Below are 13,576 nucleotides of genomic sequence, written 5' to 3' on the forward strand. Positions count from 1 at the left end.
GTGGTATGAAAATTATCTCTCTTTGTACTGCCAATCTTTTTAATGTAATTACACCTACTTAACGATCGAAATGAGAAAATATTTTTACTCTTTATGGGATAATAGGTCATTTTATCGTTTAATAAATACGAGTAGTAATAAATCGATTTCTATCTGGGCAATGACCCCGCCCAGCTTTTAAAGACAGGGCGTAGGGACTCTGCACTGGTGTTGTTGTCCGTATGAATGTTTGCTCTGCGTTTAAGGACCTCGAAAATTCAATTCGCTCTAATGGTTCCATGACGACTGCCTTTGTCATTCATAAACCACAAATGGAACGCCAGGATTTGAGTCTATCTAAAATATGACTTGACTCAACTGCAAATATGTACGGAAGAAAACGCCATCGAAGCAAGGATGGCGTTTTCTCCAATATAAAGCCTCATACAAAAGGGACGTCTTCAGCAGTGAAGGCATCGATACAGCAAACCCCCGCTGTTAAGCGCCCAAACCGATGAGAGTTGCCATCAGCCAGGAGGAACTGTAATAAATCATGAACTGCACACCGGAACTGACGCCGAGGATGCGGTTCAATAGGCCGCCGACGGATGCCACCGTGAAAGTGACAAAAAGGCCAACTAATCCGCCTTCGTAAAATGCGATCACGCAAACGATGGCGACAAACATACCGATGATCGCTTCCTGACTGATATGTTTCAAAATAAAGACCGTGGCTTTCCGGGCATAGTTCATGACTAGCGGGTAAGCGATTAAAGCCCCGATGATGAGTCCGATTGCTCCGTAAATGAAAAAGTCCCAATACGACATAAGGTGATGAAGATTATGTTTGGTCGAGAATACCGGCGGAGCGTTGAACAGCGGGGATGCCGGTCCCAATGCCATAGGACTTAACGGAATCCCGAACGCCGCCAAAGGAATGATTGTCTCGGCAATATATGTCGATTCCGTCACGCCGTTCATTACCGAGAGGGTCGTCGTTGACTTTTTATAAAACCCCTTGAGGCGCGATCCGATAAGTTCCCCCATCAACGCGGTCATGCCGGTCGGGCTGAAGGTGAATGTCAATGATGTGATAAAGCTGGCGATCGCCACAAGCCCTTTTTGCAGCCCTGTTAAAATTTTTAACGGGTTCGGAAAATACCCCGTCCACGATTTGATTTCAGGTGCAAGGTGGTAGTCCTTTGGCTCGTTTCGCACCACGCTTTTTCTTGCGCTTTTCGATAAAGCGATCAATATATCGGAAAACATCGGTCCGATGGCAATCCCCAAAAAGAAGCTGATGGCCAGACCCTTATGCAACACGCTCATCGCGACCCCATTCAACCCTTGTATGAACAGGCCGAACGGTATGATCAAAAAGACGCTGACCCATTTCCCTTTTGAAAAATACGCGATGATGGATGTTGCCACCGCAAAAATCACGCCGGTGTATGTTTTAAAAAAGTCGGCAAATTGGCCAAGAAATTGGGCAAATAATAAAGAAACCGGAAACGCGATAAAAGCCCCGATTACCCCGCCGGAAATCATTTTCCTTAAAGCGATGTGCGGAACGCCCAGTTTTCTTAGGTTTTCGGTGTAGTCGAGGAGCGGGACCATCATGGTATCTCCGGGAATGCCGAGCAACGCGGTTGGAGCGGCATGGGTTAAATGCTTGGAAATGACCGCTGCCATGAAAAACGAGAAAACAGCAACGGGCGGGGCGTCAAGTAAAATCACGAGCAAGGTAAAAGGCACCATGGTAGCCGTTTCGTCCGACCCTGACACAAATCCTATCAGAGAGAAGAGCACTCCGCCGACTATGGCTAACAGAATGGACGTCAAAATGAGACTCATCGGCGTGAGCCTCCTCTCCGTGTCAACAAGTCCTTAATACCTAACTCTTCCATTTCTTTGCGAATGGCGGGATCGCGCTGAATCACTTCATTTTCTTCTTCCAGGTCGACATCAAAATCTTCCGCCAAAGCATTTTCCATCGTTTCCGACAGGATCCGCTTGGGATGAAATAAAAGCGACGTGATGACGAGAGCGATCACGCAGCCGAAAATGCCAAGGAGCAGGGCATAAGATTGCGCCGTCTGCGGGTTGGCGGCGGAAAATAACCGCTTTCCTATAAAAAATCCGCCAAGGCCGAGACCTACGCTGATGATGACGGATAAAACAGTATGATAAGGGGAGACGGTGTCACCCAATATTTCAACATAATTTTTCGTTAATGATTTTTTCAAAACAACGCACTTCTTTCTGAATGGTTGTATGGGTCAAGCACCTTTATCGTAACATAAGCCGCGTCATTGACCAATGAAGCGAATCACAAATACATGTGGGGATCAACTTTCATGGTCGAAAAATGTTTCATGGTTCACAATAAAGGGAATCACAAATGAATGTGGGATTCATCAATCCATGTTGAGAAATCAATTTTTTTAATGAAAAAAATTATTTCTCTCAACTTTAGGATGCACTCATTAAATCGAACCCCAATCAAATTTAACGGTTTTTCAGGTTAGTGTATTAGACTTTAGGCTGGGAAAAATCCGAGTGAGACGACTTAATCGGTTAGGCAAAGATGTCCGATAAGCGTCCTGAATATCTTTGTTTCGCATTGTTCTGGTATGATAATAGAGTGACGAGTGAAATGGTTTGTCTATGGAGAAAATATCGTCAAAACGTAGAATCGTTGGAGTGTTATAGATGAAGGTTCCGGTAATGAAGAGTGCGGCGCAAACCGTGAAAGGACAAGCCGGTGGCAAACTGATTTTGATCGGCGAGCATGCGGTTGTTTACGGACAACCTGCAATCGCCGTACCGTTTGACTGCTTAAAAGTGACGGCGGAGATCCTTCCGACGGATGGGCCGCTTTCGATTGATTGCCGTTTTTATAGTGGACCGGTACAGGATGCTCCTGACCTATTGAAGGGGATCGTCCAGTGCGCGGAAGAAACCATAAGAAAACTTGATGGAGAACCGTTCGGCATCATGATACGCCTTACTTCAGATCTTCCTTTGGGAAGAGGCCTTGGGTCAAGCGCTGCCGCGGCGTGCGCCATCGTTCGAGGGCTGTACCGCTACTTTGGCAAGGTCGCCTCACATGATGCATTGATGGCACTCGTGAATATTTCCGAAGTTTTTGCTCACGGTACACCGAGCGGCCTTGATGCGGAGGCAGTCGCATCAGAACACGCGATTTGGTTTCGGAAAGGTGAGAAGCCTTTGCCGATTCCGGTTGCCGCGCCAATGACTCTGGTTGTGGCCGATTCCGGGCTTAAGGGAGATACTTTTGAAGCCGTAAAAAGCGTTAAAACGCGTCTTCAGTCAGCGCCGGAGAAGATGCATCAGAGCTTTTCCAGGCTTGGGGAACTCGCGGAAGAGGCTAGACGCGCGCTTATAGACGGTGCGATCGAGCCACTTGGCCGTATTTTTAACGAGGCACAGGACGAATTGGCAAACATCGGTGTCAGCCATGAGAGATTAGATCATTTGATTAAGGCAGCTCGGGAGGCGGGGGCGCTCGGAGCGAAGTTGACTGGCAGCGGCAAAGGCGGTTGCCTGTTTGCTCTTGCTCGTGACGTCTTAGAGGCCAAAAAAATCAGAGCAGCGTTGTTGGAAGCAGGCGCTTGCGACGCTTGGCTGTTTACGATAAGAAAGGACATGTTGCGATGAGTGAGATTACAAACCGAAAACGCGATCATATTGAAATTGGATTAAAGCATGATGTTTCCATGAAAATTCCATCTGGCTATGAGCAGTATTCATTTATACACCAGGCGCTTCCGGAAATGGCGCTTGAGGATGTTTCACTGGAGACGACTTTTCTTGGGAAGAAAATTGGCGCACCCCTTCTCATCTCCAGTATGACCGGTGGGGGTGGACAGGCGGAGACGATTAATCGCCACTTGGGTGAGGCCGCGCAGGCGCTGCGGTTACCGATGGCTGTCGGCAGCCAGCGCGTTATTTTTGAACATCCGGAAGTTTTACCATCATTTAAAGTGGCGAGGGATGCCGCCCCTGACGTGCCGATTTTTGGCAACATGGGAGCGGTGCAGCTGAACTACGGCATAACGGTGAAACATATTAAAGAGGCTGTGGCCTTCATCGATGGGGACGGATTGTTTTTCCACCTCAATCCCCTTCAAGAAGTGATTCAAACAGGAGGGGATACGAACTTCCGCGGTTTGTTGGATCAAATCGAGGAAGTGACCCAAAACGTTGATTTTCCAATTTTGGTTAAGGAAGTCGGCTGTGGAATTGCGCCTCAGTTGGCGATGGAACTTGAACGGCGCGGCGTGCGGGCAATTGATATTAGCGGTGCTGGCGGCACTTCCTGGGCGAGCATTGAGGCATTGCGGGCCACGGATCCCAGAAAGCGGCGCTTGGGGGAGGTTTTCAGTAACTGGGGCATCCCGTCGGCTCTGAGTTTAAAGCTTTGTCGTGAAGCGCTGCCGAAGGGTTATCCGCTGATCGCGTCGGGAGGAATTCGCACAGGTTTAGACGTCGCCAAGGCCATTGCCCTCGGCGCCGATATGGCCGCCTTTGCCATGCCGCTCCTTGAGCCGGCCACAAAATCCACCCAAGCCGTCATTGACTTCCTCACCCAGATCATGGACGAAATCCGGGTCGCCATGTTCCTTGCCGGCGCCCGCACCATCGACCAACTCAAAAACACCCCTTTAATTGGAGGTCCTTTTTAATTGGGGGTCAGACCCCCAATACACTAAAGGATTAAAGTATACGTGGTCATTTAGACCTAGTTTTCATCCAGAAAATAACAAATAGGGGGTCAGACCCCCTTATATAATCTTTCGCAGAAAAGGGTGAAAAAGAAACGAAAACACTTGGGGCATCAAGGGTCTTTTATGCTTTAAAGCGGTGGGGGACAGACCCCCTTTAAGGAGACCCCCTTTAAGGAGGCGTTGGGTTTGCAAGCGAGTGCGAAGGCGCATAGCAATATGGCGTTGATCAAGTACTGGGGGAAGCGGGACGAAACATTGATGCTGCCGCACAATAGCAGCTTTTCTGTGACTTTGGATGCGCTGTACACGACGACAACGGTGGCGTTTGATGCGGCGTTGGATCACGATATCCTGATATTGAATGGGCGAGAGGCTGAAGAAAAAGCCAGGCTTAAGGTTTCCCGCTTTCTGGATATTGTCCGGGAGATGGCCGGCATGAATATTCATGCGAAAGTCACGTCCCAAAATTCCTTCCCGACCGGAGCGGGCTTAGCCTCTTCAGCATCGGGATTTGCAGCTTTAGCCTGTGCAGCCTCCAAGGCGGCCGGTTTGGAGCTGGACGGCAAGGCCTTATCCATGCTAGCACGCCGGGGATCGGGTTCGGCATGTCGCTCAATCTACGGCGGGTTTGTGGAATGGCAAAAAGGGGTCAAGCTTGACGGCTCCGACTCTTACGCCAAACCTGTTGCTCCGCCGGAACACTGGCCGCTTTCGTTGTTGATCGCGACCGTATCCGACAAACAAAAGAAAATTTCGAGCCGCGAGGGGATGGCAAAAACCGTGGCGACATCGCCTTTTTATAACAGCTGGCTCAACACGATTGAAGAGGATCTTGCTCAGGCCAAAGCCGCCGTGCAAAATCGCGATTTAGACACATTAGGAAAAGTGGCGGAACGAAACGCTTTAAGAATGCATGCAACGATGCTCAGTGCCGATCCCCCGTTTCTTTATTGGCAAAAAGGCACGATCGCGGTCATTCGGGAAGTCGAATCGTTGCGAGAATCCGGTATTCCAGCCTATTTTACAATCGACGCTGGAGCCAATGTTGCTGTTCTCTGTGAACCATCACATGCCGCCCAGATTAAGGAAAAACTTTTGCGCCTTCGGGAAGTGCAGCATGTCATCGTATCCGGCCCCGGACCTGGTGTGACCCTCCTTTAATTTTGAGAAAGAAGGTTTTTCTATGAAAGTCAGAGTGCCGGGTAAACTTTTTATTGCCGGGGAATACGCCGTCCTGGAAAATCAACCCGCAGTCGTTACAGCGGTATCGAAATATGTCACCGTGACGTTAGAGCCGAGCGATCATTTTTACCTCCGGCTGCCTTCTCTTGGCTTAAATCATGTCACGTGGCGTTACGAGCACCACGACATAAAAACCAGCATAGAACATCCGAAATTAAATTTTATCAAACACGCGCTCCGAGCCGTCTGCGAGTACTTAGGCGACAATCATACGCTATTAAGAGAGCCCTTTTCAATCCTCGTGGAAAGCGAGTTGGACGAGGCCACAACCGGAAAAAAATTTGGCCTCGGATCTAGTGCGGCGGTTGTGACTGGGATTGTCAAAGCGCTCTTGCAAAAAGCAGGCATACATTCGGATGAAAGGGTATTTAAAATAGCCGCTGTTGCTCATTTTATGGGACAAGGAAGCGGCTCCGGAGCGGATGTTGCGGCCAGCACTTTTGGCGGACTCCTGCTTTATACTTCGTTTCGGCCCGCGTGGATGAGCAAAAAACTGAACGAAGGTATGAGGATCAAGGAGATTATTGATGAACCGTGGCCGTACTTTACATGTGAGCGGTTACCGGTGCCGCCTCAGCTTCATTTTTGCGCCGGATGGACGCAATCGCCAGCAGGCACTGGTTCGCTTTTACAAAAAATGGACGTTTTTAAAAAGAACCATCCGGAAGTGTATCAAACTTTTTTGCAAGCATCTGCCCAAGCCGTTTCTATCTTTGTCGGAGGGCTTGTCGAAAACAATGCGGAAGCGGCGATCAAAGGGCTTAGAACGAACCGAAAAGCCTTGGTTCAATTGGGAGAAGCAGCGAAAATCCCGATCGAGACCGATGCGCTTAAACGTCTTGCGGATATCGCGGAGTCATTCGGCGGTGCAGGCAAGCCCTCGGGAGCCGGCGGCGGTGACTGCGGTATTGCATTATTAAAAGGGGAAGAACACATTGCCTCGCTGTATAAAGCATGGCGGGAGGCCGGGATTGAGCCGCTGCCGTTCGTTCATTGAATAAAAAGGAAACATCGCCAGAAGCAAGTAGCGAGGAACAAAATAAATAGCTGGTGGAAATCAACGACCACCCATCGTTTTATGTGAGGGATCCCCCCTTTTTTGATAACAAATGAAACAGTCTAAGTTCTTGTCAGCGGCAAAAAAAGAAGAGGATTCCGGCCCTGTTTTACGGACAAGCGGTTGCTTAAATATAAAAAGAGGTTGCCTATAAGGTTAACCTCTTCTTCGTCTGTACAATTTAGAAAGCATGGATTTGTTTTAGGCTATGATCAATGGGACGAAGGTTACGTCCGTGCCTTTAAAGGCCGGCGTCGCCTAGTTTTATGTAAGAAAAGGGAATAAGACAGAAACAAAAAATGTATCGACGTTTTATTCGCCCAAAGTGTCAATCCATTCGTCCACGGTCAGCACGTCAGCTTGTGTCGGAAAAACTTTTTCTATTAGTACCCGGTGCACCTCGGGATCGGAATCCAGACAGGCGTCACTCAAGACCGTCAATAGATAATCTTTATCGGCGGCTTCCCGTAACGTCGATAAAACGACCCCACTCGTTGCAATGCCGCAAAGTATAAGTTTTTCAATCTTACGAGCTTTGAGGATGACTTCGAGTTTGCTGCCGGCGAAAGCGCTGATGCGATATTTTGTGATGACAGGTTCATTGGCCTCGGGTTTAACCGATTCGTGAATTTGGGTGGAGGTATCCGAAAGTGTCATGCCTCCTGATTCGGCGATCTGAGAAAAACGTTTGTTGTTTGGACTCACCTCGGGGTATCCTTCGCTGAACCCAACGCGAATAAAAATTACGGGAATGCCGTTTTGTCGTGCCGCGTGCACGGCTTTTTGAAAAGGCAGGAGTGTTTTTTCGTTTTCGGCATAGCGGGAAACAATGCCGTTTTGCAAATCCATGACTAAAAGAGCCGTTTTACCATTCGTATCCCTCATGTTAAATCAACTCCCTTCAATATTCCCATTTTAACATTCCGGGAACGTCTTTCCTAATCAAGATGCACCCAGGTTCGTGTCCCCCGTATATTTTAAGAAGGCAGTCTCTTGCCAGCGATTGTAACCTTTCTAATTACCAGCATGTAGAAATCGGCACCTTTCACCAGGTACTTTTCGCTTGTTTGTCGAAATGTAAAAGTGCCCAATCAAATGATCTTAACATTTTCCATAATTTAGCAAAACCGCAGAAAGGACCAACACACGATGTTAAAAAAATTAAGTAAGTGGAATACATTACGAAACCAAATTCTCGTTGTTTTCCTTGTGGTGATGGTTGTCGTTCTGTCGATTGTAACCGCTGTCACATTAAGGCAGGTTTCAGATCTTATTCAAAAAAATGCAGAGAACCAAATTAGGCAAACGGCGGTTGAAGCAAGCGGAAGGATTGATTCTTTATTCGAACAATTGGATACCGTGACCAAGTTCATTTTGACCAATCAAACCATTCAAGACCAATTCGAAAGGGAGTATAAAAATAAACCGGTGCCTTTTTCCGAATTACAGAAACTCGGTCATATTGTAAATAACATCTTGATTAACTCAAAGGGCGTTTATTCTGTTGAATTATATACGAAAGACCTAAAACAGCTTTTACCGGTTAGCAATGACCCTTATATGTTTGATCGGATTCATCCTGAATGGGTGCGTGAGGCGGATCGAGCAAAGGGCAATTTAGTATGGATTGGAAAAGATCCTAAAAATCCAGATTATTGCCTTGCTATTCGAAGAATTAATCTGATCAATCAAGATTTTAATAATGCTGGATACATGATTGCCCGCGTCAATAATGATTATTTTTCCGTTATGAATGCCGATGAGCTGGATCAGTTTACGATATTACTTGACCAAAAACTTGAACCGATTTTTTCCAATTATCCTGGTAAGATCAACCCCTTAACATTGAAAAACAAGTCAACTACGCAAATCCAGGACGAAACTTATATGGTTACAAAACAAAGCTCGAAAGATGGATTTGTTATTTTGATCCTAACACCGATTCAATCACTGACAAAAGGCTTGTCGGGGATTAGATTAGGCATTATTTTGGCAGGGCTTGCAGGTATTGCGATTTATTTTATCCTCTCATTGTTTTTATCCAATTTTATTACAAAACCGATTATCACGTTAACGAATACGATGAGGCTGGCCAATGAAGGGCTTCTCGCGACAAACCCTAAAACGATTACCGTCAATGAAATTAAAGAATTAAACAGCACTTATAATCAGCTGGCCAAAGAAACCAACCATTTAATCAAAATGGTTTACCAAAAAGAAATCATCCGGAGTTTGAATGAACTGAAGGCATTGCAAGCGCAAATCAACCCCCATTTTCTTTATAATACTTTGGATTCTTTGCGCTGGAGCTTAGAGGAAAAAGGTGAAGAAGAGCTAGCGGATGTTGTTGTCGCCATGTCGAACCTTTTCAGGTACACCATTAGTAAAAACTCCGACGATGATTGGGTCGCTTTGGAGGATGAATTTAATCATATCGAAAACTATTTAGACATTATAAAATTTAGATTCGGTGACCGGATAAAATGGGCTTTATCATTACCGGATACGCTTCAAACCGTAAAAATCCCGAAATTATTAATACAGCCTCTTGTTGAAAATGCCGTGCTTCACGGGTCGGGCAATCAGTTAAATCCGTGTACCATAAGCGTATCAGCGACACAGGTTTCCGATGGCCAATTAAAAATTATCGTCCAGGATGACGGGGCAGGGATAGAAGAAAATCAACTACAGGCGATCAAAGAGGCTTTGGATACGGGGAGCAAAATTTCGGAAAACGGTAAAGGGATGGCGCTTTATAATGTCAAAAAACGGCTTGATTTCTACTATAGTGATCAGGCGGAAAACATATTTATGATTGAAAGCAAACGTAATATGGGAACGAAGGTGACTATAGAAATTCCCATACTAAGGGGTGAGTTGTCATGTACGAAAAAACGATCTTAGTCGTTGACGATGAACCGAGAACACGGGAAGGATTAAAAAGAATGCTAGAAAAGTGGGCGGATGGCCGCTACTTGATTTTAACAGCATCTAATGGCATAGATGCCCTTGAAAGGATGAAGAACGATAAAATACATATTTTATTGACGGATATCCGCATGCCGGAATTAACGGGGTTACAATTCCTGAAGAAAGCCAAAATGCTCAATTCATCGGTTGTTTCCATTATTTTTTCAGCCTATCCTGAATTTGATTACGCACAACAAGCGATCGAACTTGGAGTAGTCGGATATTTGGTTAAACCCATTGAAAAACGTCAATTAATTGAGACGTTGGAGACGGCGATTGACTTGTCCATTAAAAATGAGAGAGCCGATGTGATGGAAAAAGTCATGGATGACAAGTTAGTCCGTGTTCTCGAAAAACAGACTGCCGACCACTCTCCTATTCAAGAAGCCATACAATTTATTGACCGACATCTTCATCAAGACCTTTCTTTAAAAAACGTCGCCGACCATATCCACTTAAATCCGAGCTATTTCAGTGTCCTTTTTAAGGAGCAAACGGAAATGACATTTAGCGATTATGTGATGCGGCGGCGCATGCAGCGGGCAAAAGAATTATTGATCACAACCAGTTTACCGATCTCCGATGTCGCGGAAGCATGCGGATATAAAACAACGAAATACTTTATTAAGGTCTTTAAACATTATGAAGGTGTCACACCGAATGTTTACCGAAAAACACAAGGGTGAAGGCGTTTTCAATTATCTAAAAATACTGGTATTATTCCTAACGGTTGTGACCTTTTTAATGGGAACTTCCTGCTTTATTTTATTAATAAGGTCGCATTTTATGAGGAGGTAAAAAGCCTATGATAAAAAGGAAAGCGCTTACGGCCTTCACCTTAATATGCCTTTTGATTGGCATAGTCTTAACAGGATGTTCGTCGGAAGGCTCAAGCGGTGATGGAAGTGCAAGTGGAGGAAAAATCCACCTGAAATTTATGCATGATTGGCCCAAAGGGAGTTCTCCAGCCTACTTTAATCTGGTCAATGAGATTATTAAAGATTTTGAGGCCAAACATAAAAATGTAAAAATTGATGTTGAAGTGCTCAATCCCGACCAATATCGCGATAAAATTAAAGTTTTGGCCGCGTCAAATGAATTACCAGATGTGGGTTTAACCTGGTCGAATGGTTTTGCTGAACCGTTTGCCACCGGAGGTCAATTTACACCACTGAATGACATTATTAATAAGGATTTCAAAGATCAATTTGTCCCTGGTACCGTTGAATCTTATACATTTGACGGGAAGTCTTATGCCCTACCGATGGAAATGAATATCACTTATATCTTCTATAACAAGGAAATATTTAAAAAATATCATATTGATGTACCGAAAACATTTGATGAATTAAAACAAGCCGGTGAAGTATTAAAGAAAAACAGAGTCATTCCAGCAACCGTCGGCTCTAAAGACGGTTGGCCGGCATCCATGTGGTTTATGTATTTGGCCGACCGAATCGGCGGCCCGACCATTTTAACCGATGTGATTAATGGAAAGGTCAAAATGACTGATCCGGCCATTGTCAAAGCGGCTCAAGAAGTGCAAAATCTCGTCGATGACGGTTTCTTCGTCAAAGGGAATACCGCGTTCTCCAATGATGAGGCCAAAGGTTATTTCTTAAACGAAAAAGCCGCTATGTTTTTAACGGCTACTTGGGAACTGCCAAACTTCACCACGAGCCCGGATACCTCTAAGGCATTTAAAGAAAAAGTCGGCTATTTTAAATTCCCTCTGTATGAAGGCGGTAAGGGCACCGATATCAACAGTTATGTTGGTGGCCCAGGGCTTGGGGCATTCGTCGCGGAGAATTCCAAGCATAAGGATGTGGCAAAAGACTTTGCGGCATACCTCGTTAAAGAGTGGGGTAAGCGCTCGGTAGAAAAAGCCGGCATTCTCCCTGCAACAAAAGTCAATACAAATGGATTAAACGTTCATCCGATGTATCTGGATGTATTGAAAGATATCAATGAGGCGTCTAATGTGACCACTTGGTTTGATACGCAAGCCTCTCCGAATGTTTCGGAATTACACCATGATATGATGACCGCTCTGTTTGGTAAGCAAGTGACACCTGAGGAGTTCGCCCAAAAGCAAGCGGATGCCTTGGCTAAAGAAGCCAAAAAATAATCATGATCGTTATAAAGGGGGCGAAAGTCATACATCCGCCCCCCTGATTCACTTTGGAGGGGATATTTTGAAAACCGTCATGTCGAGAAAATCCGTTATTGCCCTCTATGTATTGCCTTCTCTTATATTAGTATTGATTTTAATTTATATACCGATTGTCTTAAGTGGGTATTATGGTTTAACCGATTGGAACGGCGTAGGGAAGATGAAATTTATTGGTCTGGATAATTACATCACTTTAATCCATGATAAATTATTTTGGACCAGTACGTGGCACTCGATTTTATTAGGTTTGTTTTCTGTTCTTAGTTTAATTGGTTATTTAATCGTTTCTTTAATTCTTGCAAGTAAATTAAAGGGGAGCAATTTACTAAGGAAAATTTATATCATCCCAATGCTGCTATCATCGGTGGCCATTGCCCAGCTTTGGGTCAAAATTTATGACCCGAATAATGGAATGATTAACAGCATATTAACATCCCTTGGTGTTGAACATACACCATTATGGTTGGCCGATCCTAAAATCGCTTTATATGCCATCTTCCTTCCGATTGTATGGCAATATGCCGGGTTTTATATCATTATCCTTTACGCTGCGCTCATTAATGTCCCTGAAGAGCTGATCGAAGCGGCACGCATTGACGGGGCAAATGCCTTCCAAATTGCCTACAAGATTAAAATCCCGTTAATTTCGGGTGTTCTAAAAGTTTTAGTCATTCTTGCGGTTGTTGGTTCTTTGAAATATTTTGATTTGATTTACGTTATGACTGGCGGCGGGCCCGGACATGCTTCGGAAGTGATGGCTTCATATATGTATAAAGAAGCCTTTGGCAAGTTCAATTTTGGGTATGGAAGTGCGATCGGGTTCGGCCTTTTGGTGATTAGCATGGCCGCGACGTGGCTGATTCAAAAGTTTTTAAAGACAAAAAGCGATGACTAAGTCCTACGGTGTGATGTCAAGTGTTAAAAACAAGTGAATTGGAAATTCTTTTGGCCATATGTCATAAAAAAGGGTGCACTAAACCAAGCCTCCAGTATAATGTAAATAACTGGAAGCCCACATGACCAAGGTTATCGATGAAGGTTACTTCATCGCGTCACCTTCTTTTTCGGCGCATAAATTTGATCGTTGCGGAGCAGCGCATCAATCAGGCGCACCAATTTTCTTGCCGTTAAGACGAGGGCGCGTTTGTGTGAGTGCTTCGGCACTTCACGATACTTCTTTTGGTAAAAGGCGCGGTATTCAGGTTCGTGTCGCCGGACCAGATTGGCAGCCTCAACCAGGTAATACCGGAGATAACGATTGCCTGTACGCGCAAGCATTTTGTCATCCGCCTCATAGTCACCCGATTGGTGACGGGGCCAAAACAATCCAGCAAATTTGGCGATTGCGGCTTGGTTCTCAAAGCGTTCAATGTCGCCAATTTCGGCGAGAATACCGGCGCAACT

The 13,576-nt window shown here is 45.4% G+C and carries 12 protein-coding genes; 8 read left to right on the forward strand and 4 right to left on the reverse strand.

The window, feature by feature from the left end:
* Window positions 1-477: 477 nt before the first annotated feature.
* Both H532_RS0106495 and H532_RS18080 read right to left on the reverse strand, forming a co-directional pair.
* Entirely contained in the window at window positions 478-1,833 is a 1,356-nt protein-coding gene (locus H532_RS0106495; protein WP_027724820.1) for a tripartite tricarboxylate transporter permease, read from the reverse strand.
* Window positions 1,830-2,225 (reverse strand): hypothetical protein, encoded by a 396-nt coding sequence (locus H532_RS18080; RefSeq protein ID WP_051263186.1) that lies wholly within the window; start codon window positions 2,223-2,225, stop codon window positions 1,830-1,832. Before H532_RS18080 ends, H532_RS0106495 begins: the two co-directional genes overlap by 4 nt.
* Window positions 2,226-2,691: 466 nt before the next feature.
* Here H532_RS18080 and mvk point away from each other — a divergent pair, with 466 nt between their 5' ends.
* From mvk to H532_RS0106520, 4 genes are all read left to right on the forward strand, one after another.
* Complete coding sequence (gene mvk, locus H532_RS0106505; RefSeq protein ID WP_038111704.1) at window positions 2,692-3,660, forward strand: mevalonate kinase; 969 nt, start codon at window positions 2,692-2,694, stop codon at window positions 3,658-3,660.
* On the forward strand, window positions 3,615-4,688 hold the full coding sequence (gene fni, locus H532_RS0106510) for a type 2 isopentenyl-diphosphate Delta-isomerase (protein ID WP_211231956.1): 1,074 nt from the start codon (window positions 3,615-3,617) through the stop codon (window positions 4,686-4,688). The genes mvk and fni overlap by 46 nt, the downstream gene beginning before the upstream one ends.
* Window positions 4,689-4,916: 228 nt before the next feature.
* Window positions 4,917-5,891 carry a diphosphomevalonate decarboxylase gene (gene mvaD / locus H532_RS0106515; protein WP_027724823.1) on the forward strand — a complete coding sequence of 325 codons (975 nt, stop codon included), beginning with the start codon at window positions 4,917-4,919 and terminating at the stop codon, window positions 5,889-5,891.
* A gap of 22 nt (window positions 5,892-5,913) precedes the next feature.
* The gene (locus H532_RS0106520; protein WP_027724824.1) at window positions 5,914-6,969 is read left to right on the forward strand and encodes a phosphomevalonate kinase; all 1,056 of its coding nucleotides are present in this window, start codon (window positions 5,914-5,916) and stop codon (window positions 6,967-6,969) included.
* A gap of 372 nt (window positions 6,970-7,341) precedes the next feature.
* Here H532_RS0106520 and H532_RS0106525 read toward each other — a convergent pair whose 3' ends face one another.
* Window positions 7,342-7,914: a cysteine hydrolase family protein gene (locus H532_RS0106525; protein ID WP_027724825.1), complete on the reverse strand. Its 573-nt coding sequence runs from the start codon at window positions 7,912-7,914 to the stop codon at window positions 7,342-7,344.
* Window positions 7,915-8,178: 264 nt separating this feature from the next.
* On the opposite strand from H532_RS0106525, the gene H532_RS0106530 reads away from it, so the two are divergent.
* The 4 genes from H532_RS0106530 to H532_RS0106545 all read left to right on the forward strand — a co-directional run bounded on the left by H532_RS0106530 (window position 8,179) and on the right by H532_RS0106545 (window position 13,067).
* Window positions 8,179-9,933: a sensor histidine kinase gene (locus tag H532_RS0106530; protein ID WP_027724826.1), complete on the forward strand. Its 1,755-nt coding sequence runs from the start codon at window positions 8,179-8,181 to the stop codon at window positions 9,931-9,933.
* The gene (locus H532_RS0106535) at window positions 9,912-10,685 is read left to right on the forward strand and encodes a response regulator transcription factor (protein ID WP_027724827.1); all 774 of its coding nucleotides are present in this window, start codon (window positions 9,912-9,914) and stop codon (window positions 10,683-10,685) included. The genes H532_RS0106530 and H532_RS0106535 overlap by 22 nt, the downstream gene beginning before the upstream one ends.
* A 122-nt stretch (window positions 10,686-10,807) precedes the next feature.
* Complete coding sequence (locus tag H532_RS0106540; protein ID WP_027724828.1) at window positions 10,808-12,127, forward strand: extracellular solute-binding protein; 1,320 nt, start codon at window positions 10,808-10,810, stop codon at window positions 12,125-12,127.
* A gap of 67 nt (window positions 12,128-12,194) precedes the next feature.
* Window positions 12,195-13,067: a carbohydrate ABC transporter permease gene (locus tag H532_RS0106545; protein ID WP_027724829.1), complete on the forward strand. Its 873-nt coding sequence runs from the start codon at window positions 12,195-12,197 to the stop codon at window positions 13,065-13,067.
* Between the two features lie 149 nt (window positions 13,068-13,216).
* On the opposite strand, the gene H532_RS0106550 is transcribed toward H532_RS0106545, so the two are convergent.
* Window positions 13,217-13,576: IS110 family transposase (locus H532_RS0106550; protein ID WP_027724263.1), on the reverse strand; the 360-nt coding region annotated here is incomplete at its 5' end.

Source organism: Tuberibacillus calidus DSM 17572 (genome assembly GCF_000430685.1).
Taxonomy (GTDB): domain Bacteria; phylum Bacillota; class Bacilli; order Bacillales; family Sporolactobacillaceae; genus Tuberibacillus; species Tuberibacillus calidus.